This is a genomic window from Aminobacter aganoensis (genome assembly GCF_014206975.1).
In the GTDB taxonomy this organism is placed as follows: Bacteria; Pseudomonadota; Alphaproteobacteria; order Rhizobiales; family Rhizobiaceae; genus Aminobacter; species Aminobacter aganoensis.
Map to the genome: position 1 here is coordinate 47074 of NZ_JACHOU010000013.1, position 20363 is coordinate 67436.

General features: G+C 65.4%; 20 protein-coding genes and 1 tRNA gene. 11 read left to right on the forward strand and 10 right to left on the reverse strand.

All coding sequences use genetic code 11. The features are described 5' to 3' along the window. Window positions 1-2: 2 nt before the first annotated feature. From GGR00_RS20425 to GGR00_RS20435, 3 genes are all read right to left on the reverse strand, one after another. Entirely contained in the window at window positions 3-437 is a 435-nt protein-coding gene (locus tag GGR00_RS20425) for a DUF2948 family protein (protein ID WP_184700716.1), read from the reverse strand. Window positions 438-630: 193 nt separating this feature from the next. Beyond that, window positions 631-1920: a UDP-N-acetylglucosamine 1-carboxyvinyltransferase gene (gene murA / locus GGR00_RS20430; protein WP_055977889.1), complete on the reverse strand. Its 1290-nt coding sequence runs from the start codon at window positions 1918-1920 to the stop codon at window positions 631-633. A gap of 129 nt (window positions 1921-2049) precedes the next feature. After that, window positions 2050-2238, reverse strand: a complete 189-nt coding sequence (locus GGR00_RS20435; RefSeq protein ID WP_055977892.1) for a hypothetical protein — start codon at window positions 2236-2238, stop codon at window positions 2050-2052. Window positions 2239-2396: 158 nt separating this feature from the next. On the opposite strand from GGR00_RS20435, the gene GGR00_RS20440 reads away from it, so the two are divergent. Both GGR00_RS20440 and GGR00_RS20445 read left to right on the forward strand, forming a co-directional pair. Continuing rightward, window positions 2397-2471, forward strand: a tRNA-Thr gene (locus GGR00_RS20440). A gap of 403 nt (window positions 2472-2874) precedes the next feature. Next, window positions 2875-3696 carry an Lpg1974 family pore-forming outer membrane protein gene (locus GGR00_RS20445; protein ID WP_184700718.1) on the forward strand — a complete coding sequence of 274 codons (822 nt, stop codon included), beginning with the start codon at window positions 2875-2877 and terminating at the stop codon, window positions 3694-3696. 67 nt (window positions 3697-3763) lie between these two features. On the opposite strand, the gene GGR00_RS20450 is transcribed toward GGR00_RS20445, so the two are convergent. Next, window positions 3764-5314 carry a phospholipase D family protein gene (locus GGR00_RS20450; RefSeq protein ID WP_184700720.1) on the reverse strand — a complete coding sequence of 517 codons (1551 nt, stop codon included), beginning with the start codon at window positions 5312-5314 and terminating at the stop codon, window positions 3764-3766. A 172-nt stretch (window positions 5315-5486) separates the two neighbouring features. Between GGR00_RS20450 and GGR00_RS20455 the strand changes: the two genes are divergently transcribed. Continuing rightward, window positions 5487-6323 carry an endonuclease/exonuclease/phosphatase family protein gene (locus GGR00_RS20455; protein ID WP_184700722.1) on the forward strand — a complete coding sequence of 279 codons (837 nt, stop codon included), beginning with the start codon at window positions 5487-5489 and terminating at the stop codon, window positions 6321-6323. Between the two features lie 251 nt (window positions 6324-6574). Here GGR00_RS20455 and GGR00_RS20460 read toward each other — a convergent pair whose 3' ends face one another. Then, entirely contained in the window at window positions 6575-7348 is a 774-nt protein-coding gene (locus tag GGR00_RS20460; RefSeq protein ID WP_055977943.1) for an IclR family transcriptional regulator domain-containing protein, read from the reverse strand. Between the two features lie 132 nt (window positions 7349-7480). On the opposite strand from GGR00_RS20460, the gene GGR00_RS20465 reads away from it, so the two are divergent. Genes GGR00_RS20465 through pcaF form a run of 3 tightly spaced genes read left to right on the forward strand, consistent with a single transcriptional unit; the run spans window position 7481 to window position 10342 of the window. Next, window positions 7481-8338 (forward strand): CoA transferase subunit A, encoded by an 858-nt coding sequence (locus tag GGR00_RS20465; RefSeq protein WP_055977944.1) that lies wholly within the window; start codon window positions 7481-7483, stop codon window positions 8336-8338. Next, on the forward strand, window positions 8335-9144 hold the full coding sequence (locus GGR00_RS20470; RefSeq protein ID WP_055977947.1) for a CoA-transferase subunit beta: 810 nt from the start codon (window positions 8335-8337) through the stop codon (window positions 9142-9144). The genes GGR00_RS20465 and GGR00_RS20470 overlap by 4 nt, the downstream gene beginning before the upstream one ends. Then, the gene (gene pcaF, locus GGR00_RS20475; RefSeq protein WP_055977950.1) at window positions 9137-10342 is read left to right on the forward strand and encodes a 3-oxoadipyl-CoA thiolase; all 1206 of its coding nucleotides are present in this window, start codon (window positions 9137-9139) and stop codon (window positions 10340-10342) included. The genes GGR00_RS20470 and pcaF overlap by 8 nt, the downstream gene beginning before the upstream one ends. Window positions 10343-10397: 55 nt before the next feature. Here the strand turns inward: pcaF and GGR00_RS20480 are convergent, their stop codons facing one another. Continuing rightward, window positions 10398-11249: a sulfite exporter TauE/SafE family protein gene (locus tag GGR00_RS20480; RefSeq protein ID WP_055977954.1), complete on the reverse strand. Its 852-nt coding sequence runs from the start codon at window positions 11247-11249 to the stop codon at window positions 10398-10400. A 274-nt stretch (window positions 11250-11523) separates the two neighbouring features. Here GGR00_RS20480 and modA point away from each other — a divergent pair, with 274 nt between their 5' ends. From modA to GGR00_RS20500, 4 genes are all read left to right on the forward strand, one after another. Beyond that, window positions 11524-12330, forward strand: a complete 807-nt coding sequence (gene modA, locus GGR00_RS20485) for a molybdate ABC transporter substrate-binding protein (RefSeq protein WP_184700724.1) — start codon at window positions 11524-11526, stop codon at window positions 12328-12330. Between the two features lie 206 nt (window positions 12331-12536). Next, a complete protein-coding gene (modB, locus tag GGR00_RS20490) occupies window positions 12537-13232 on the forward strand; it encodes a molybdate ABC transporter permease subunit (RefSeq protein WP_184700726.1) in 696 nt (231 codons plus the stop codon). Continuing rightward, window positions 13229-14341, forward strand: coding sequence for a molybdenum ABC transporter ATP-binding protein (gene modC / locus GGR00_RS20495; RefSeq protein WP_184700728.1), 1113 nt, complete (start codon window positions 13229-13231; stop codon window positions 14339-14341). Before modB ends, modC begins: the two co-directional genes overlap by 4 nt. 15 nt (window positions 14342-14356) lie before the next feature. Continuing rightward, window positions 14357-14698 carry a winged helix-turn-helix domain-containing protein gene (locus GGR00_RS20500; protein ID WP_055977966.1) on the forward strand — a complete coding sequence of 114 codons (342 nt, stop codon included), beginning with the start codon at window positions 14357-14359 and terminating at the stop codon, window positions 14696-14698. Here GGR00_RS20500 and proC read toward each other — a convergent pair whose 3' ends face one another. The 4 genes from proC to GGR00_RS20520 all read right to left on the reverse strand — a co-directional run bounded on the left by proC (window position 14699) and on the right by GGR00_RS20520 (window position 19016). After that, the gene (gene proC, locus GGR00_RS20505; RefSeq protein WP_184700730.1) at window positions 14699-15514 is read right to left on the reverse strand and encodes a pyrroline-5-carboxylate reductase; all 816 of its coding nucleotides are present in this window, start codon (window positions 15512-15514) and stop codon (window positions 14699-14701) included. A 66-nt stretch (window positions 15515-15580) separates the two neighbouring features. Further along, complete coding sequence (locus GGR00_RS20510) at window positions 15581-16642, reverse strand: metallophosphoesterase (RefSeq protein WP_343065603.1); 1062 nt, start codon at window positions 16640-16642, stop codon at window positions 15581-15583. A gap of 99 nt (window positions 16643-16741) precedes the next feature. Further along, window positions 16742-18049, reverse strand: coding sequence for an O-antigen ligase family protein (locus GGR00_RS20515; protein ID WP_055977975.1), 1308 nt, complete (start codon window positions 18047-18049; stop codon window positions 16742-16744). Then, complete coding sequence (locus tag GGR00_RS20520; RefSeq protein ID WP_184700733.1) at window positions 18018-19016, reverse strand: glycosyltransferase family 2 protein; 999 nt, start codon at window positions 19014-19016, stop codon at window positions 18018-18020. Before GGR00_RS20520 ends, GGR00_RS20515 begins: the two co-directional genes overlap by 32 nt. Window positions 19017-19186: 170 nt before the next feature. Here GGR00_RS20520 and GGR00_RS20525 point away from each other — a divergent pair, with 170 nt between their 5' ends. Then, window positions 19187-20362, forward strand: a complete 1176-nt coding sequence (locus GGR00_RS20525; RefSeq protein WP_055977983.1) for a glycosyltransferase — start codon at window positions 19187-19189, stop codon at window positions 20360-20362. Window position 20363: the final 1 nt, after the last annotated feature.

Sequence of the window (20363 nt, forward strand, 5' to 3'; positions counted from 1 at the left end):
GCTCAAGTCTTGTGGATGGGGCGCGACGAGGCCTGCCAGGCGGCCCCGGTGTCGGTCAGGCGGGCTTCTATGACCTCGACCTCGAGCCGGATCGCGGCGTCGCCGGAAAACAAAAGCTCGATCTCGCCGGCAGGGTCCTCGCCCTGCGCGAAACCGATCGCCAGAAGCTCCAGCACCTCGTCCTTCTTGGTCCGCGAAATGCCGAAAAGCTTGACCGACAGCACGCGGTCGAAATGCAGGATCGAGCGCCGGCGCTCATATTTGGGCCGGAAGAAGCCGGACTTGGTTTCCCAGGCGAAACGGTTCATCGCCAGCGCAAAACGCTTCGACGGCGCATCGAAGGCGAGATCGCCGACCTTGACCACGGCGTCCTGCACATGGGCCGAGATGATCTCCAGATCCTCTTCGTCGAGGGCGACTAGCTTGAGCTGGTTCATGTCCGGTCGGCTGCCTGTGCGGAATGTAATGCTTCCGGCTTTGTTAGGCGGTCTTGATGCAGCACGCAACCGCAGGGGCGAGGGAGTAGGTGAGTAGGGGTAGAGGGAGTAGGTGAGTAGGGGAGTAGGGGAGTAGGGGAGCAGGGAGAGGCTTGCCTGTTCCCTTACTCCCTTATTCCCCTATTCCCTTCATTCAACCGCTGATGCGCTCGATGACGGCGCCGCAGCGCGACAGCTTCTCTTCCAGCCGCTCGAAGCCGCGGTCGAGATGGTACACGCGGTTGACCACCGTCTCGCCTTCGGCGGCGAGGCCGGCGATGACCAGCGACACCGAAGCGCGCAGGTCGGTTGCCATGACCGGCGCACCCTTGAGCTTGGAGACGCCCTCGACGATCGCGGTCTGGCCCGACAGCGTGATGTGGGCGCCGAGGCGGGCGAGTTCCTGCACGTGCATGAAGCGGTTCTCGAAGATCGTCTCGGTGATCTTCGACTTGCCCTTCGACATCGTCATCAGGCCCATGAACTGCGCCTGCAGGTCGGTCGGGAAGCCGGGGAAGGGTTCGGTCACGACGTCGACCGGCGAGATGCCCGAGCCGTTGCGCATGACGCGGACGCCGGAATTGGTCTGGATGATTTCGGCGCCGGTGCGCGAGACGACGTCGAGCGCGCCCTGCAGCAGGTCGGCACGCGCGCCTTCCAGCAGCACGTCGCCGCCGGTCATCGCCACCGCCATGGCATAGGTGCCGGTCTCGATGCGGTCGGGGATGACGCGGTGGCGCGCGCCCGACAGCGAATCGACGCCCTCGATGGTGATCGTCGAGGTGCCGGCGCCGGTGATCCTGGCGCCCATCGCGTTGAGGCATTCGGCGAGATTGACGACCTCGGGCTCGCGGGCGGCGTTTTCGAGCACCGTCTCGCCGCGGGCCAGCGTCGCCGCCATCATCAGCACATGCGTGGCCCCGACCGAGATCTTGGGGAACACATAGCGGTTGCCGATCAGCCGGTTCTTGGCCTTGGCCACGACATAGCCGTTGTCGACGTCGATGTCGGCGCCGAGCGCCTGCAGGCCTTCGATGAACAGGTCGACCGGGCGCGTGCCGATGGCGCAGCCGCCGGGCAGCGAAACCTTGGCCTCGCCCATGCGGGCGAGCAGCGGTCCGACGACCCAGAAGCTGGCGCGCATCTTCGACACGAGCTCATAGGGCGCTGTGGTGTCGACGATGTTGCGTGCGCTGAAGCTGATGGTGCGCGAATAGCCTTCGCTCTGGCGTTCGCGGCGGCCGTTGACCGTGTAGTCGACACCATGATTGCCGAGGATGCGGATCAGCTGCTCGACGTCGGCCAGATGCGGCACGTTTTCCAGCGTCAGCGTATCGTCGGTGAGCAGCGAGGCGATCATCAGCGGAAGGGCTGCGTTTTTCGCGCCCGAGATCGGGATGGTTCCGGTCAGCTCGTTGCCGCCGACAATTCTGATGCGATCCATTGGCCGTCGTTTCTCCGGGGGATCCCGGTTCTGGCGAGAAATTTTCTTGCCGCCGTCTAGACCATCGCGCCACCCGGTTCAAGAATCAGGGTTTTGCGGATCCATGCGCCAAGCGCCTGCCGTCGCCGGTCAGGCTTTCTCGGGTTTCTCTGTCTCTCCCTCGGCCGCGGCAAGGCCTTCCGGCCTCGTATCCGCTTCACCGGTACGGCGCGAGCGCGCCTGCGCCTTGCGCTTCATCAGGTTGGCGCGCAGCTCGGCTGCAAGCCGCGCCTTGCGCGCGTCCGCACCGCTCGAGGGCATTTTTGGCTTCGACGACATGTGGTGGTCCCCGCTTGTCGATCGTTCATAGCGGCTTGGCAACGGAAATGGCCAGTATTGTGGCGTAAAGGCGCCTGTGGAAAATCAGTGTCGATTTGCTGCAACTGATAACTTGCGCTCCCCCGATTCATGTGTCAAAAGCCGCCCCGTCCACGGATGCTGCCGTAGCTCAGTGGTAGAGCACTCCCTTGGTAAGGGAGAGGTCGAGAGTTCAATCCTCTCTGGCAGCACCATTCTTCCCCAGATTTCGAAAAGTCGGGCCCTTCAAGGTATCGAGGCGACGCGCTTGCGCGTGCCGAGGCTATGGTGTCTCCAGTTGCCCTGCGGTGAGCCTGAAGTCGAGCCATCGCTGGCCGCCCACGACCCAAGCTCGCCAAGGATCGGCTTCGCGAAGGCTAAAGCCCAGGCTTCATTGCCTGGCCGGCGGAATGCGCTTGATGACGGGTTGGCTGTCACCAGCCGCTTCACGCGGAGACAGTCGCTTGCAGGAAGCGGAACCGTCGCAGGCGAGCTGCGTGACATGCTGTCGCGAAGGTGAGGCGCAGGCGTGGATACAGTGAAAACAATCGCTGCCTGGCTATTGTTCGAATCCATGAGGGCGTGATACTGCGCAGTCCCTAATTTAGTTGGTTTGGCATGAAAAAAGTACTTTTTGCGTTTTCTTCATTCGTCATTGCGACAACAGCTGCTTCCGCCGCCGATATACAGGCAATTGATGAGACGGCGCCGGTTTCAGCTTGGTTCGGCTATGTCGAAGGGGCGTATGCGTTCCGCACCAGCAGCCACAATCGGCAGTACGACAGCGCCGATTCTTTTGAAGCGAGAACAGGAGGAGGTGGCTCCGGCGCTGCAAGGCTGGGCTACCGTCTTGCCGACAGTTGGGATGTGGCCGCCGGTTTCCGCTATCTTGAGCAGTCCACCGGCAGGCGCAACGATGATCGGTTCGACTGGCAGTTCACCGGCGGTCGGTACTGGAACCTCGACGTCGAGGCTGGCTATCGTGCGCAGCACGATGATTGGTCGCTTCGCCCATTCGCTGGCCTGCGCTATCAGACCTACAGTGCGGATTTCACCGACAACGTCTCGCCATTCTATTACGCCTCATCCAGGTCCTGGGGCATCGGACCGAGGATAGGTTTTGACGTTTCCAGGCCAGTAGCCGAGCAGTTGAGCTTCTTTGCATCCGCCGATGCTTCGGTGCTGTTCGGCAAGATCGAGGCTGAAAGGAAATATTCTGGTTACGCGGAGTTCTCCGACAGCCGCACCTTCGGCACCGTCGGCGCGAAAGCCGGCCTCGCCTGGGAGTTCGCCCCGGGCGTCGAGCTGGGTGGCGGATATCAGCTCGAATACCTGTCGGCCGTCGGCTACAAGACGTTTCAGGATGCGCCTCTTGAACCAAGCGGGCGCGCCAGCCAGCTGATCCATGGCCCGTTCATGCGGCTGTCGCTGAACTACTGAGTTTGTCAGCGACGTCCCGGTCGCAGGAGAATCACTGAGGGCGGTCCGCTCGGGCCGCCTTTTCTGTTCACAGCTGTGATTCGATCGGCAGGTAGCTGATCACCTTGGCCACCAGGCGGCGCCGCAGGCTGGCCTGCGGTTCGTGCTTGAGCTCGCGCGGGCCGTTGGCGGTGTGGTCGGTCCAACTCAGCCGGTCGCCGTGCAGCGACAGCCTGAAGCTGCTGCGCGGCGAAATCTGCGCTTCGATCGCGGTCTCGACCTCGCCGGCCAGTTCCTTCTGCCTGAACAGCACGCCCATCTCGGTGTTGAGCGAGGCCGAGCGCGGGTCGAAATTGAACGAGCCGACGAAGCCTGCCTCTCCGTCGGCGATGAAGGCCTTGGTGTGCAGGCTGGCGCCCTTGGAGCCGAACAGCGACATGTCGGTACGCTCGTCGTCCGGCTTCAGTTCGTAGATGTCGATGCCGCTGTCGAGCAGCGGCTTGCGGTAGCGGACATAGGCGCCGTGGACCGCGGCGACGTCGGTGGCGGCCAGCGAATTGGTCAGCACGGTGACCGCGACCCCGTTCCTGGCAAGCGTCGTCAATTCCTGCGTCCCGGCCTCGCCGGGGATGAAATAGGGCGAGACGATGCGTAATTCCCGCTTCGCCGATCTCAGCACCGGCCGGATCGCCGTCATCAGCCAGTTGTCCTGGCCCGCGCCCATCGCCTTTTCCGGCGGGTCCGAAGCGACGGCGGCCTCGCTGGTCCAGCGCAGCCTGCCCATGCCCGAGGACGACCATTCCCCGCTTTCCTGCGCGACCCGGTGGATGTAGGGCTCGGCAAGGCCGGTCGTGGCGGTGCGCTCGAGGCGCGCCCTGAGCGCCGGCAGGTCGCCCTTGGCCATGCCGGTGACGTGGCGGATCGGCAGCACGGCCTCGCTGTTCCAGAAACGGTCGAAGATCGTTTCGGTCTGCCCTACCACGATGCCGGCAAGCAACAGGTCCATGTCGCGGAAATTGGCGTCTTCGGAAGCGTCGAAATAGGCGTCGCCGATGTTGCGGCCGCCGACGATGGCCAGCCTGCCGTCGGCGATCCATGCCTTGTTGTGCATGCGCCGCGTCGTGCGCACCGCGCGCAGCACCAGTTCCAGCCCGCGCTGCAGGCCGAAGGCCCGCGCCCAGCTTGGATTGAACAGCCTGACCTCGATGTTGGGATGGCTGTCGAGCGCGATGTAGTTGGGGTCGTAGCCCTTGGCGTTGATGTCGTCGAGGATCAGCCGCACGCGCACCCCGCGGTCGGCGGCGCCGACGATTTCGCGGGCCAGCAGTCCGCCGGTCAGGTCGTCCTTCCAGTAGTAATATTGAAGGTCGAGGCTGCGCTGCGCGTGGCGCGCCGTATAGGCGCGGACGGCGAAGGCATGGAGGTTGGACGACAGCAGCGCCAGCCCGCTCTGGCCGGGATGATTGGCCAGCAGCGGTGCCACCAGCGCGTCGAACTGGGTTGCGCTTTCGGCCGTCGGCAGCGCCTGTGACGGCGTGCCGCGCGCCCGCTTGGCAAAACGGCCGAAGGCATAGACCGCAAGCAGCGATGCGATGACCAGGATCCCGGCCACGGCGACAATGATGGCGATGAGTTTCATGCGTGTTGCGGTCCGCCGGCTGGGATTGGAACCATGGCCTCGCGACAGCATTTCGGTGGAGAGCCATCGTGACGCATGTGGAAAATCTCGAACACCTCAACCATATGGGTTACAGTTGGCAACGACGCCTGCCGCAACTGAACACGAATTTCCCAGAGATTCCAGACGAGTGATGGCTAGCACACAAGGCTTGGAAACGACCGACAAGACAGGTGCCGGGCACCCGTTGCCGGCTCAACATCTGCAGAATGCCGTTTCGACCGCGGGCGCCGGCGCCCACAGCGAAATCGTCGTTGCCTCCTACAACGTCCACAAATGCGTCGGGCTGGATCGTCGTTTCGACCCGCAGCGGACGATGGCGGTGATTTCCGAGATCGGCGCCGATGTCATTGCGCTCCAGGAAGCCGACCAGCGTTTCGGCGACCGCGCAGGCTTGCTCGATCTCGAAGCGGTCGAGCGCGAGACCGGCCTGGTGCCCGTTCCGCTCGCCGGCCGGCGCAAGAGCCATGGCTGGCACGGCAATGTCGTGCTGTTTCGCAAGGGTTCGGTCAGTTCGGCGCGCCAACTCGTGCTGCCGGGAGCCGAGCCGCGCGGCGCCGTCATCGTCGATCTCGAACTCGATGCCGGACCGCTGCGCGTCATCGCTGCGCATTTCGGCCTGCTGCGCCATTCGCGCAAGCTCCAGGCCGGCACGCTGTTGACCGCCGCCGAACTGCACAGCGACAAGCCCACCGTGCTGGTTGGCGACCTCAACGAATGGCGCCTGGGCAAGCGCTCGTCGCTGCGCAGCCTGGAACCGGCCTTCGGGCCGATGCATGCCATCGTTCCGAGCTTTCCCTCGCGCTTCCCGGTGCTGGCGCTCGATCGCGTCATGGCGAGGCCGCACAATCTGCTCACCGAGATCGAGGCGCACGACACGGCCTTGGCGCGCGTCGCCTCCGATCACCTGCCGATCCGGGCGGTGATCCGGCTCAACGCCAGGCGCAACGGCCTGGCCGCGGCCGCCTGAAGCTCCTGCTGCGCAACCGCTTGAAAGGCTGAGCATCGTTGAGACGCGGATCGGCTGCCGCCGATTTGCGCGGCCTGTCCACCAAGTGGCGGGCGCGGCTGATCATCGACAACTGCGCCCATCCCGACGACCGCCCGGCGCTGGCCGAATATTACCAGCGCGCGCTCAGGGTTCCTGCGGCCTGCAGTCGCCGTCGCTGCTCAACGAGGCGCTGTCCTGGCACCAGCGTTAACGGGTCGATGAGGGCCTGATCACTGCACGACGAAGAAGTCGCTGATTCTTGCTGCCATCTCGCGGAGCAGCGGCAGGATCTCGGCCTCCATCTCGGCCGGCGTGTGACGCGTCGACTGCGTCGAGATGTTGATCGCGGCGACGATCGCGCCGGATCGGTCGCGCAGCGGGACGGCAATCGAGCGCAGCCCGATCTCCAGTTCCTCGTCGACGATGGCATGGCCGTCCGTTCGCACCTTGCCGACGATCTCGGCCAGCTTTGCCCTGTCGGTCACGGTCTTCGGCGTCCGCTGGACGATCGCCGCACGGGCGAGAAAGGCCTCAAGCTCGGCTTCCGTCAGTCCGGACAGCAGCACGCGGCCCATGGCGGTGCAGAAGGCGGGCAGACGCGCCCCGACCTGCAGATCGACGCCGATGATCCGGGGACCCGGCACGCGCGCGACATAGACCATGTCTTCGCCCGACAGGGTCGCCGCCGAACATGATTCATGCAGCTTCGCCGCCGTCTCCTTCATGAAGGGCTCGGCGAACGTCCACAGCGGCACGCCGTGCAGCCAGATGCGCGCCTGCGTCAGCAGCCGCGGCGACAGCGAAAAGTTCCGGCCCGATTGCACCGCATAGCCCGTCGCCACCAGCGTCAGCAGGAAACGCCGGGCGCCGGCACGAGTGAGGCCGGCCTTTTCGGCCGTTTCGGTCAGCGTCAGCCCGGCCGCATTGGCGGCCAGGATCTCCATCACCGACAACCCGCGCTCCAGCGAGGTCACGTGGTCGCGGGCGGTATCCTCGTCGCGCATGGCGGCCTTTCTCCGAAAATCCGGATGCGGCGGAGCAGGTCATTGACTCCGGTACGATATTGCCTCAGAAATGTATCGCATAGAAAACAAATGTTCGCAATACGAACTTTTGACAACCCGGGACGAAACGCGATGACCAAATTTCTCCCCCTGTCGAAGGCGGTCGCCGACAATCTCAACAACGGCGACACCGTGGCCTTCGAAGGGTTCACGCATCTCATTCCCACCGCGGCCGCGCATGAGGCGATCCGCCAGGGCTTCAAGGACCTGACGCTGGTCCGCATGACGCCGGATCTGATCTACGACCAGATGATCGGCATGGGCATGGCCAGGAAGGCGATTTTCTCCTATGCCGGCAATCCCGGCGTCGGCCTGCTGCGCCGCCTGCGCGATGCGGTCGAGAACGGTTTTCCGCACGCATTGGAGATCGAGGAGCACAGCCACGCCGCCATGGCCAATGCCTATGAGGCGGGTGCGGCCGGCCTGCCTTGCGCCATCTTCCGCGGCTATCGCGGCGCCGAACTCGCCCGGGTCAACCCGAACATCAAGTCGGTCACCTGCCCGTTCACCGGCGAGGTTCTGGCTGCCGTTCCGTCGGTTCGTCCCGACGTTACTTTCATCCACGCCCAGAAGGCCAACAAGCGCGGCGACGTGCTGGTCGAGGGCATCATCGGCATCCAGAAGGAGGCAGCCCTGGCCGCCAGGCGCGCCGTGGTCACCGTAGAGGAGGTGGTCGACAATTTCGACGACCTGCACCCCAACCTGACCGTGCTGCCCAACTGGTCGGTCACCGCCATCTCGGTCGTGCCGGGCGGCGCGCACCCGTCCTATGCCCATGGCTACTACATCCGCGACAACGCGTCTTATCTCGAATGGGACGAGATCGCCGCCGACCGCGACCGCTTCCGCGAATGGATGCAGAAGAACGTCATCGAAAAGACCGCCGACGATTTCTCGGCCCGCGTCGAACACCTGAGGAACGTGGCATGAGCGAGCTCGGCTTCACCCCCAATGAAATGATGACGATTGCCGCTTCGCGCGCGCTCAAGGGCGACGACGTCTGTTTCGTCGGCATCGGAGCACCGTCGGCCGCCTGCAACGTCGCGCGCCTGACCCACGCACCCGAAATCACCCTGATCTATGAATCCGGCACCATCGGCACCGCGCCCGACGTGCTGCCGCTGTCGATCGGCGACGGCGAACTCTGCGACACCGCTATCACCACCGTCTCGGTGCCGGAGATGTTCCGCTACTGGCTCCAGGGTGGACGCATCTCCATCGGCTTCCTCGGCGCCGCCCAGCTCGACAAGTTCGGCAACATCAACACCACCGTCATCGGCGACTACGCGCACCCCAAGACCCGCCTGCCGGGCGGCGGCGGCGCGCCGGAGATCGCGACCTCGTCGCAGGAGATCTACATCACCATGGCGCAGTCCAAGCGCGGCATGGTCGACAAGATCGATTTCTACACCTCCTTCGGCCATGGCGACGGTGGCGACCACCGCCAGCGCCTCGGCATCGATACCAAGGGTCCGACGCTCCTCATCACCGACCTTGCGATCTGGAAGCCCGATCCGGCCACCAAGGAATTTACCGTCGTTTCGCTGCATCCCGGCGTCACCCGCGAAAAGGTCCAGGAGACCTGCGGCTGGACGGTGAAGTTCGCCGACAAGCTGGAGGAAACGCCTGAACCGACGCAGTTGGAATTGCAGACGCTGCGTGATCTAAAGGCGCGCACCGACGCCGCCCACAAGGGCGAGGCAGTTTCCGCCAAGAGAGGATCCAAGGATGGCTGAGGCCTATATCTGCGATTACATTCGCACCCCGATCGGCCGCTTTGGCGGCGCGCTGTCGTCAGTCCGTGCCGACGATCTCGGCGCGGTGCCGCTCAGGGCTCTGATGGAGCGCAATGCCTCCGTCGACTGGGCCGCCGTCGATGACGTGATCTTCGGCTGCGCCAACCAGGCCGGCGAGGACAACCGCAACGTCGCCCGCATGTCGCTGCTCCTGGCCGGCCTGCCGGTCGAGGTGCCGGGCACGACCATCAACCGCCTCTGCGGCTCGGGCATGGACGCCCTGCTTTACGCCGCGCGTTCGATCAAGGCCGGCGAGGCCGAATTGATGATTGCCGGCGGCGTCGAAAGCATGAGCCGCGCCCCCTTCGTCATGCCCAAGGCCGACTCGGCCTTCTCCCGCCATGCCGAGATCCACGACACCACCATCGGTTGGCGCTTCGTCAATCCAGTGATGAAGAAGCAGTATGGCGTCGATTCCATGCCCGAGACCGGCGAGAACGTCGCAGAGGACTTCTCGGTCAGCCGCGCCGACCAGGACGCCTTTGCCGTGCGCAGCCAGAACAAGGCCGTCGCCGCGCAGGAAAACGGACGTCTCGGCAAGGAGATCGTTCCGGTCACCATCCCGCAGCGCAAGGGCGATGCCATCGTTGTCGCCAAGGACGAGCATCCGCGCGCCGGAACCACCATCGAGACGCTGGCCAAGCTGCCGACGCCGTTCCGCCAGGGTGGCACGGTGACCGCGGGCAACGCCTCCGGCGTCAATGATGGCGCGGCAGCGCTCATCGTCGCCTCGGAAGCGGCGGTGAAGAAATACGGCCTGACGCCGATCGCCCGCGTTCTGGGCGGCGCGGCGGCGGGCGTCGCCCCCCGCATCATGGGCATCGGCCCGGCGCCGGCGACCAAGAAGCTATGCGCCCGTCTCGGCATCCGCCCGGCCGATTTCGACGTCATCGAACTCAACGAAGCCTTTGCCTCCCAAGGCATCGCCGTGCTGCGCGAGCTTGGCATCGCCGAGGACGCCGGGCACGTGAACCCGAATGGCGGGGCCATCGCACTGGGCCATCCGCTGGGCATGTCGGGCGCCCGCATCGCCGGTACCGCGGCGCTGGAGCTCGGCCTGCGCGGTGGCAAGCTGGCGCTTGCCACCATGTGCATCGGTGTCGGTCAGGGCATCGCGGTCGCGCTCGAGCGCGCCTGATCCTTGTCCGCTCCGATCATGCAAACGCCCGGCATTGCCGGGCGTTTTGGTTTGGTCAGCCGATCAGGCTGATCAGGAAGCGCAGGCTGATCAGGAGCAGGAAGATACCGAAGGCGACTTCGAGCTTGCGCTTCGACAATGCGTGCGCCAGGCGGGCGCCCATGGGCGCGGTCAGCACGCTGGTCGGCACGAACAGGATCAGGCCGACAAGCGAGACATAGCCGAGCGACAGCGGAAACTGCAGCGCGGCCACGTCGGGATACTCCGCCGCGCGCGGCCAGCCGGCATAGATGTAGCCCAGCGCGCCGGGGATCGAGATCAGCACGCCGAGGCCGGACGACGTTGCCACCGCCTGGTGGATCGGCCGGCCGTAGAAGGTCATGAACAGGTTCGAAAGCTGCCCGCCGCCGATGCCCATCAGGCTCGACAGCACGCCGATCAGCCAGCCATAGGCGTTCATGATGAGCTTGCCGGGCATGTCGAGGCCGAGGCGCCACGAATCCTTGCCGAACAGCAGCCGTATCGCCGAAATGCCGGCGACGACGACGAACACCAGCTTGAACAGGTCCGGCGAGGCATAGCGGGCGATCACGCTGCCCATCAGCACGCCGAGCACCACGGGCACTGCCCACTGCTTCAGGATCGTCATGTCGACCGCGCCCTTGGCCCGATGTGCGCCAAACGAGCGGATCGAGGTCGGGATGATGATCGCAAGCGAGGTGCCGACGCAGAGCGGCATGCGCACCTCTTCCGGCACGCCGACCATGCGGAACAGCTCGTACAGCACCGGCACGATGACCGCACCGCCGCCGACGCCGAAGACCCCGGCAAGCAGGCCCGTGACGGCGCCCGCGCCCAACAGGGCGGCGCCAAGCCAGATGACTTCGAACATGGTGATGCCGGACATTTCGGGGAACTCGTGTTGGCGTGGCTGAACGGACAGGGTGTCGCCGGACACAAGGTGCCACGTCTGCATGCCCCAAGGTGAGAACGACACATATGGCATGAACCGGCGAGCCAGTCTCCCCCTACTGCAAGGTCAACCGGGCAACCTTCGAGAATGCTGCAACAGTTTTGCTGAAAACCACCCGGATGGGTGGTTGTGCCGAGAGTGCTATATACGTATGAATATAACGAATCCGCGGCCGGGCTGCGGCGTGCCAATCAGGGAGAGAATGACGATGTTCACGCGTAGGGGATTTGGTTTGCGGCTTGTCGCAGCTGCGGGCGGCCTGGCAGCCTTGCTGTCGCTCGGCCTGCCTTCGGCGCGTGCCGATGGCGACGTGGTCGTGTTCGCTGCCGCCAGCCTCAAGAACGCGCTCGACGCCGTCGATGCCGCCTGGAAGGCCGAGAGCGGCAAGTCGGCGACCGTGTCCTATGCCGCCAGCTCGGCGCTCGCCAAGCAGATCGAGGAAGGCGCTCCCGCCGACGTGTTCATATCCGCCGACCTCGACTGGATGAAGTACCTCGCAGACAAGAAGCTCATCAAGGACGGCTCGGACGTCAGGCTGCTGGGCAACCGCATCGTGCTGGTTGCGCCCAAGGATTCGGCCGCCAAGACCGACATCGCTGCGAATTTCGACCTTGCCGCGCTGCTTGGTGACGGTCGTCTTGCCATGGGCGACGTCAAGGCTGTGCCCGCCGGCAAATACGGCAAGGCCGCGCTCGAGAAGCTCGGCGTCTGGTCGTCGGTCGAGGGCAAGATCGCCCAGGCCGAGAACGTGCGCGCCGCCCTCAAGCTTGTATCGACGGGCGAAGCCCCGCTCGGCATCGTCTACCAGACCGACGCCGCGGCAGAGCCGGGCGTGAAGGTCGTCGGCGTGTTCCCGGAAGAGACGCATCCTCCCATCGTCTATCCGGTCGGCGTGACGGCGGACTCGAAGAACGCGGACGCGGCGGCGTACGTGAAATATCTTCAGTCCGCCAAGGCCAAGGAGCTGTTCGAGGCCCAGGGCTTCACCATGCTCGCGCCGGTGGCGTCCAACTAGAGCAATTCCAGGAAAAGTGTGCAGCGGTTTTCCGTCCGGAATTGCGCAAGAACAAGAGCATAGAGCGTTTTCGCGTTTCGAAGAAAAGCGGAAACCCTCTAGGGAGTGGTTTACCGCTTCTCGGCTAGGCTATCGCCACAAAGCAACATCCGTCCCATCCCGCACGGCGGGATGGGACGGGCTTTTTGAGGGAATGCGACCTGGAAATGCTGGACCTCACTCCGGACGAATGGAATGCGGTCCGCCTGTCGATCAAGGTCGGCCTGTGGGCGATGGCCGCCAGCCTGCCTTTCGGCATCGCCATTGCCCTGCTGCTGGCGCGCGGAAAATTCTGGGGCAAGTCGCTGCTCAACGGCATCGTCCATCTGCCGCTGATCCTGCCGCCTGTCGTCACCGGCTACCTGCTGCTCCTGAGCTTCGGTCGCCGTGGCCCCATCGGCTCGTTCCTCGACGAATATTTCGGCATCGTCTTCTCGTTCCGCTGGACCGGTGCCGCCCTTGCCTGCGCCGTCATGGGCTTCCCCCTGATGGTGCGCGCCATCCGGCTGTCCATCGAGGCGGTCGACCGGCGGCTCGAAGCCGCTGCCGGCACGCTCGGCGCAAGCCCGATGTGGGTCTTCCTCACGGTGACGCTGCCCTTGATCCTGCCCGGCATCGTCGCCGGCATGATCCTGTCCTTTGCCAAGGCGATGGGCGAGTTCGGCGCCACCATCACCTTCGTCTCGAACATTCCCGGCGAAACCCAGACGCTGCCGTCGGCGATCTACACCTTCACACAGGTGCCGGGCGGCGATGCCGGGGCGATGCGGCTGACGCTGATCTCCATCGCCATCTCGATGGCAGCACTCGTGGTGTCCGAGATGTTTGCCCGCCGCATCGGCCAGCGCATGGATTTCGAATGACGCTCTCCGTCGCCATCCGCCACCGCCTCGGCGCGCTCGACCTCGAAGCCGGCTTCGAAAGTGCCGGTCATCTGACGGCACTGTTCGGACCGTCGGGCTCGGGCAAGACCTCGCTCATCAACATCATCGCCGGGCTGATCCGTCCCGAGACCGGCCGCATCGTCATCGGCGGCCGGACCCTGGTCGACACCGCAAGCCGCCTTTTCGTTCCCGCCCATCGCCGCCGCGTCGGTTTCGTCTTCCAGGACGCCCGGCTGTTCCCGCATCTGACGGTGCGCTCCAATTTGCACTATGGCCGTTGGTTCACGCCGCAAGGCGAGCGCTACGCCGAATTTGGCCGCGTGGTCGAGATGCTCGGCATCGGCCACCTGCTCGATCGCCGACCGGCCCTGCTGTCGGGCGGCGAAAAGCAGCGTGTCGCCATTGGCCGCGCGCTGCTGGCGAGCCCTCGGCTTTTGCTCATGGACGAGCCGCTGGCTTCGCTCGACGATGCCCGCAAGTCCGAGATCATGCCCTATCTCGAACGTTTGCGCGACGAGACCAAAATCCCGATCGTCTATGTCAGCCACTCGATCGCCGAAGTTGCCCGCCTCGCCACCGATGTCGTTGTGATGGCCGACGGCAAGGTCGCCGCCGCCGGCCCGACGACCGAGATCATGCAAAGGCTCGACCTGTTGCAGCCGGAGGAAGTGGGCGAGGGCGGTGCCGTGCTCGACATGAAGGTGCTGCGCCACGATGAAAGCTTCGGCATGACCGTGCTCGGCGCCGCCGCCGGCGAAATGCGCGTGCCGCGCGTCGCGCTTGCCGAGGGCTCTGTCGTGCGCGTCCGGGTCCGCGCGCGCGACGTCATGATCGCGACCGAACGGCCTCACGGCCTCAGTGCGCTCAACATCCTGCCGGCGCGCATAGCCGAGATTGGTACGGTCAACGGCGCGCAGGTCGATCTTCGCCTCGACTGCAAGGGCGACATCCTGGTCTCGCGCATCACGCGCCAGTCGCTCGAAACGCTTGAGCTGGGCGTCGGGCGCGACGTGTTCGCGGTCATCAAGACTGTTGCCTTCGACCGTGCCAATCTATCTCCGGGGGCGCCGCCTGTGCTAACCAGCTGAGGACTGGAGTAGCCGATGCCGTCCCTGACCTTGCGCCTCTACCTCGACCCGAAGGGCCGCCTTGGCCCTGGCAAGATCGAACTTCTCGAACAGATTGCCGCCACTGGCTCGATCTCGGCGGCCGCGCGGGCCATGGAGATGTCCTACAAGCGTGCCTGGGACCTGGTCGAGGAGATGAAGGAGATGTTCGGCAAGCCGCTGGTCGCTGCCAAGACCGGCGGCAAGCATGGCGGCGGCGCCGAACTCACGCCTGTCGGCGAAGATGTCATCCGTCAGTTCCGCGACATGGAGCGCGCTGTCAACGAGGCGGCAGCGCCCCACATCCGGGCGCTGCAGGCCGAGGCCGAAACCCGATAGCTACTTGCCGAGCTCGATGGAGCGCAGCCGTGCCGCCTCGACGGCGTCGGTGAGCAGGTTCTTCAGGCGGTCTTCGCCCATAAGCACGTCGAGCGCCGCTGCCGTCGTGCCGTTCGGGCTGGTGACCTGGCGGCGCAGCACGGCCGGGTCCTCGCGGCTTTCCGCGGCGAGGCTGGCTGCGCCATAGACCGTCTGCATCGCCAAAAGCGCCGCCGTCTTCGGCGGCAGCCCGGCATTCTCGGCGGCAGCCGTCAGGCACTCGATGAAGTGGAAGATGTAGGCCGGTCCCGAGCCGGAGACGGCGGTCACCGCGTCCATCAGGCCCTCGTCGGCGATGGTGGCGACTTCGCCGCTGGACGACAGCAGGTCGCCGACGAAGTCCCTGGCCTTGTCGGTAACATGGTCGTTGCAATACAGCACCATCATGCCCTTGCCGATGGCGGCGGGCGTGTTGGGCATGCAGCGCGCGATCGGGGTCTGTGCGCCGAGGATTTCGCTGAAGGTGGCGACCGAGGTGCCCGCGGCGACGCTGACGAACGTCGCCCGGCCATTGCCGAAGCGGCGGTAGCCGGAGGTCACCTCGCGAATGACCTGCGGCTTGACCGCGATGACCACGACTTCGGGGTCGGCGTCTGCCGGGATGCCGCCGACTTCCGAGGCGACACGGCTGCCGAGTTCGGCGGCGCGGGCGCGCAGTTCGGCATTGGGTTCGACGACGAACGTCTCCGCGGGCCTGAGCTTGCCCGATTTCAGCCAGCCGGTGAGCATGGCGTAGCCCATGTTGCCGCAGCCGGCGAGGATCAGTCTGATGGTCATTCAAAGCCCTCCGAACATCCTGACATAGACCGTCTCGCGGCCATGCGGAAGGGCGGAAACGCCACTTCAGCGTGTGTCGTCCAGCCTCTTGCTGAAGGCGTTGGTGAAGCTGACGCTGCCATGCGCCCCGGCCTCGGCCAGCGCGACGTCCATGAAGCCGTTTGTGACCCGGACTACGGCAAAGCCGCCCATGTAGCCGGCCTTGGGCTTGAACAGGTCGAGCCCGTCGCGCCTGTAGACCATCGGCGTCTCGTGCTGGTGGCCGTGGAAGACGCCGATCACGTTCGCCCCGCCGATGACGGCCAGCAGGTCGCGCCGGTCGCCGTCGCTCCACCAGTGCGGCTTGCCGCTCCCGGCGTCATCGAACTGGCGGGCGCTCGGGTCCCATCTCTCGATCGAGAACGGATCCCAGCCATAGTGCTGGAACAGGATCACCGGCCTGCCGTCGCCGGCAAAGGTCTTGAGGTCCCGCTTCAGCCAGCCGAGCGCGCTCGGGGCATCCTTGGCCGTGTCGCCGGCGAACCTGTGCGTCTGCACGAGATGCAGCCCGCCCCAGTCCCAGGAATAGCAGTCGGACGGCGCGTCATAGTTGGTAGCGGGCACCGGTGGCTTGAAGAACACGCTTGGACGGTGGTTGATCTCGACATAGTCGCGCAGCTCGCGCCGGTACCAGTCGACCTGCGGCGGCGGCCCGTCCTGGTCCAGGTCGTGATTGCCGAGCCCGACATAGACCGGCACATGCACCCGGTCGGGGCCGCTGCCTTCCTGGTAGCGGTGGCTGAACTGCAGCAATTGGGTGCCTTCATGGGGTTGGGTCACCTGGCCGCCGCCGTCGTCGGTCATGTCACCGCCGACGACCAGGCCGAGCGGCCGGCCGATGCGCTGGCCGGCGCCTGCAAGGCCCGATTTCGCGCCGCCGATCTCGCTCGGCCAGTTCAACTCGCCCACCTTGTTCAGGGCAGCGATGTGCCGGCGCAGATTTTCGTCCGTCTTGCCTTCGGCCTGGCAGTTGGGGCTGAGCCCGCTTGCCATGCGGCAGGCATGGATGTCGGCGGCAAACAGGAATGTCGCGTCGGTCTTCGGCCAGGTGGCACCGCGCGCCGGCAAGCTCCGCAGCATGGGCAACATGGCCGCTCCGAGCGACCCGGCGAGCAACTGGCGTCTGGAAACGGCGGTGGCCATGGCGCGAGAATGTCGCGCCCGCCGGCCGGGATCAAGGGCCCAGGATCACGCCTTGCGGATCACGACGCGCGACACCAGCCGCAACCCCAGCACGCCGAAGACGAAGAACAGCCAGACCGGGTCGGCGCGGCGAAAGAAGAAGCTCTCCAGGAAGGCATTAAGCGCGGTGAACAGCACCACCATCATGAACATGTCGCCCAGGAAGACATTTTCCTTGGTCAGCGGAATGCGCATGTAGTCGCGCAAGGGGGCGATCAGGAAAGCGTAGATCGCCGTGACCAGCGCCGGGATGCCCATCAGCACGGCGAGGTCGAGATAGCCGTTGTGGCCGTGCACGATGGCACGGATGTCCCAGTCCTGGTCGAAGGCGCGCTCGCTCTCGGTCAGCAGCGGCGTGCCCCAGAAGCTTTCGTAGCCGTAGCCGAACCAGGGGTGCCGGGCCAGCATCTCGCCGGCATAGGCCCACAGGGTGGTGCGGCCGGTATAGGTGAGGTCGGGGACGAAATAGGCGGCAAGGTCCTTCAGCGGATCGATGAAGACGATGCCCAGCGTGGCGAGCGCCGTGCCGATGATCGCCGTTGCAAACAGCACCGTTGCGCCCAGTCGCATGCCGATCAGGCCAGGCAGGATGACGACCATGATCGACAGCGGCACCAGGCCGGCCGTGGTCTTGGAACCGGTATGGACCATGAAGAACATGGCGGCGGCGAACAGGATGGCGCCTGACCGGTGCCAGCCGCGCCGGAACAGATAGATGCCGGCGAAGCTGTAGCAGGCCATGACCGGGGCGGCGATGTTCTTGTGCGAGAACGCGCCACGCCACAGCCCGGCATGCTGCGGCTCGACGCCGTCGGCGCCGTGGATCGCCACGCTCGGATTGAGCGCCACGCCGGCGTAGCAGAGCCCGACGACGACGAGTCCCGAGACAGCGAGCACCGTCGAATAGGCATCGCCGTCGCGCGGCAGCGCCAGCACGGTCGCCATGGCCAGGATGCCGATCAGGGTAAACGACGCGGCACGGAAGGCAGAACCTGGATCGGTGGCCGTCAGCACCGAAATCATGAAGAAGCAGAGCAGGATCGCCCAGGGCAGGCTTGCCAGCGCGCGCAGCCGGTCAGGAGCGGCCAAGGTCAGGAGCGCAAGGATCGAAACTCCGCCGAGCGAGCCGAAGCCGAGCTGGTTGACGATGTCGCCGCCGCCGGCGACATCGGCGCCCGCCGGCTGGAATGGGCGGAACGACACGATCACCACGGTCAGCAGCACCGTCGCGATCGCCGTGGCGACGCCCGAACTGGTGAACGCCGCCGACAGCGGCGCCGCCTCAGTTCTTTTCAGGCTGCCGATATTGCTCATTGGCATAACCGAAATCGGCGAGCACGCGGCCCAGCGCCACATGGATCGGGTAGGCGGCGACCGAAGGCGAGCCGGTCCAGATCAGCCGCAGCAGCGCGCGCAAGGGCGAGAAGATCAGCAGTGTCAGGCTCTTCAGGAACACCCGTGTATTGGCCAGCGGCGCCCCGGAATACCGCTTCTTGGCGACCAGCGTCGAGATGACGCCGTTGCGCAGGCCGCGTGCCCGGATCCAGTCGGCCTCGACGCGCCGCGCCGGCACGTTCTCGAACAGCTTGGCTTCGGCGCACCAGGCGAGCCTGAAGCCGCGCCGGGCGGCCCGGCTGAGGAAATCCGAATCGCCGCCGCCCATGAAGTTGAAGCGCAGATCGAGGAAGGGCGGTCCCATCGCCAGCAGCACGCTTCGGGTGAGCAGCAGGTTGCCCGATGAAAACAGCGCCCGCACCGGGCCTGTGGTCGAGTAGGGCGGTGCAAACACCGGATGCGTCGCCCAGGCCTGGTGAGCCGGGTCGGCAAACACCGGGAGCTGCGGCCCCCCCACGATGTCGGCGTCGAGACGCAGTTGCGTGCTGCACATTGTTTCCAGCCACAAGGGATCGGCCAGTTCGTCGTCGTCGATCACCAGGAGCTGGGTGAAATTCGGAAACTGCAGAAGTGCCGTGTGCCAGCCGGCATTGTAGGCGCTGCAATTGCCGCGCTCATGGGCGATGATCACCATCCCGGCCATCTTGCCGCTCTCGAACAGGGGCAGCGCCGCGTTCAGGCCCTCGCGACCCTCGTCGTCGTTTTCCATGACGATGACCGCAAAGCGGCGTGCCGTCTTTTGCCTGGCGAGCGAATCGAGCGTTGCCAGCAATTGCTGTGGCCGGCGGAAGGTCGGCAGCGTCACCACCACGTCCACGGCGTCATTGGCCAGCGCAGGCGATTGGCCGGCGATGGTCACGGACTTGAGTGGTGGCAGGACGGTCATGGAAAAACGCCGGTTCTTGTGATGCCCTTGCCTAGCATCGGCACGATAACGGTCAGTTAAATAATGGCGCTCCGGAGGCTGTGCGCCAGTGGCGTTTGCAGGACAACGACCAGATTGCTTAATGAAGACTTCACCGCAGCCTGCTAGCCGTGGGACAGGAATCTATTGTGATGCATGTGCTGTTTGCCACATCTATCGTACCCGATGGAGCGCTTTCCTCGGGTTACGAGATCGCCAACCAGGCGATCATCGACGCGCTGCGCCGCAACGGCGTGCGCGTGACCGTGCTCGGCTTCGGCTGGCCGGGCAAGGCGCCATCCGACCCGGAAAACACCATCCTGCTCGGTTCGCTTGACGTGCGCACCGATACCGCGCCCTTGCCGCGCAAGCTTGCATGGCTGGCCAGTGCCGTTGCCTCCGGCCTGACATTCGCTTCGGCCAAGCTGCGCGTGATCCCCGAGGAAAGGGTGCGCGAGGCGATCGCGGCCGCCGGGCCGTTCGATGGCTACATCCTCAATTCGGTTCAAATGGCGGCTGCGTTCGAAGACGCCTTTCGCGACAAGCCCTCGATCTTCGTCGCCCACAATGTCGAGTTCCGATCCGCGACGGAAAATTCGCAGGCCGCCCGGGGCGCCTTCCAGCGCATCCTGTTCCGCCGAGAGGCGAGGCTGCTCGAGGTCATCGAGAAGCGACTGTGCCGCAATGCGCGTTTCGTCTTCACGCTGGCCGAGGAGGACCGCGCCGAACTCGGCGTCGCCTCCGAAACACGCTCGGTGGCGCTCCCGCTGGTCACCCGTTCCGATCTGCCGCCTGCGACCGGCACGCGCCGGATCGAGTGCGACGCGGGGCTTATCGGCACCTGGACCTGGGAGCCAAACCGCATCGGCCTCGACTGGTTCCTGGGCAAGGTGGTGCCGCATCTGCGTGCCGATTTCCGCATTCACATCGCCGGCAGCGTCCCGGCTGGCGTGTCTTCGCCGCATCCGGGCGTCAGCTTCGTCGGTCGCGTGCCCGATGCCCAGGCCTTCGTCCGGAGTGCCGCTGTCATCCCGCTGGTCAGCACTTCCGGCAGCGGCGTCCAGCTCAAGACCATCGAGACCTTCGAACTCGGCCTGCCGTCGGTGGCGACGGCGCATTCGCTGCGCGGCATCGCCCACAAGCCTCGGAACTGCATCATGACCGATGACCCCGCCGCCTTCGCCAGGGCGCTCCAACAAACTGTCGATCAAGCCGTGGCCGACGTCGACGGCAGCGATTTCCATCGTCGGCAGATCGCGGCCCTCGATCGTGCTGTAGCGCTCGGGCTCGCCACGCTTGGCGCCGGCACGCGCGAGGTTGCCGCTTGAG

Coding starts and splice junctions, on each gene's coding strand:
- GGR00_RS20425 (WP_184700716.1), bottom strand. CDS start 437: ATGAACCAGCTCAAGCTAGTCGCCCTCGACGAAGAGGATCTGGAGATC.
- murA (WP_055977889.1), bottom strand. CDS start 1,920: ATGGATCGCATCAGAATTGTCGGCGGCAACGAGCTGACCGGAACCATC.
- GGR00_RS20435 (WP_055977892.1), bottom strand. CDS start 2,238: ATGTCGTCGAAGCCAAAAATGCCCTCGAGCGGTGCGGACGCGCGCAAG.
- GGR00_RS20445 (WP_184700718.1), top strand. CDS start 2,875: ATGAAAAAAGTACTTTTTGCGTTTTCTTCATTCGTCATTGCGACAACA.
- GGR00_RS20450 (WP_184700720.1), bottom strand. CDS start 5,314: ATGAAACTCATCGCCATCATTGTCGCCGTGGCCGGGATCCTGGTCATC.
- GGR00_RS20455 (WP_184700722.1), top strand. CDS start 5,487: ATGGCTAGCACACAAGGCTTGGAAACGACCGACAAGACAGGTGCCGGG.
- GGR00_RS20460 (WP_055977943.1), bottom strand. CDS start 7,348: ATGCGCGACGAGGATACCGCCCGCGACCACGTGACCTCGCTGGAGCGC.
- GGR00_RS20465 (WP_055977944.1), top strand. CDS start 7,481: ATGACCAAATTTCTCCCCCTGTCGAAGGCGGTCGCCGACAATCTCAAC.
- GGR00_RS20470 (WP_055977947.1), top strand. CDS start 8,335: ATGAGCGAGCTCGGCTTCACCCCCAATGAAATGATGACGATTGCCGCT.
- pcaF (WP_055977950.1), top strand. CDS start 9,137: ATGGCTGAGGCCTATATCTGCGATTACATTCGCACCCCGATCGGCCGC.
- GGR00_RS20480 (WP_055977954.1), bottom strand. CDS start 11,249: ATGTCCGGCATCACCATGTTCGAAGTCATCTGGCTTGGCGCCGCCCTG.
- modA (WP_184700724.1), top strand. CDS start 11,524: ATGTTCACGCGTAGGGGATTTGGTTTGCGGCTTGTCGCAGCTGCGGGC.
- modB (WP_184700726.1), top strand. CDS start 12,537: ATGCTGGACCTCACTCCGGACGAATGGAATGCGGTCCGCCTGTCGATC.
- modC (WP_184700728.1), top strand. CDS start 13,229: ATGACGCTCTCCGTCGCCATCCGCCACCGCCTCGGCGCGCTCGACCTC.
- GGR00_RS20500 (WP_055977966.1), top strand. CDS start 14,357: ATGCCGTCCCTGACCTTGCGCCTCTACCTCGACCCGAAGGGCCGCCTT.
- proC (WP_184700730.1), bottom strand. CDS start 15,514: ATGACCATCAGACTGATCCTCGCCGGCTGCGGCAACATGGGCTACGCC.
- GGR00_RS20510 (WP_343065603.1), bottom strand. CDS start 16,642: ATGTTGCCCATGCTGCGGAGCTTGCCGGCGCGCGGTGCCACCTGGCCG.
- GGR00_RS20515 (WP_055977975.1), bottom strand. CDS start 18,049: ATGAGCAATATCGGCAGCCTGAAAAGAACTGAGGCGGCGCCGCTGTCG.
- GGR00_RS20520 (WP_184700733.1), bottom strand. CDS start 19,016: ATGACCGTCCTGCCACCACTCAAGTCCGTGACCATCGCCGGCCAATCG.
- GGR00_RS20525 (WP_055977983.1), top strand. CDS start 19,187: ATGCATGTGCTGTTTGCCACATCTATCGTACCCGATGGAGCGCTTTCC.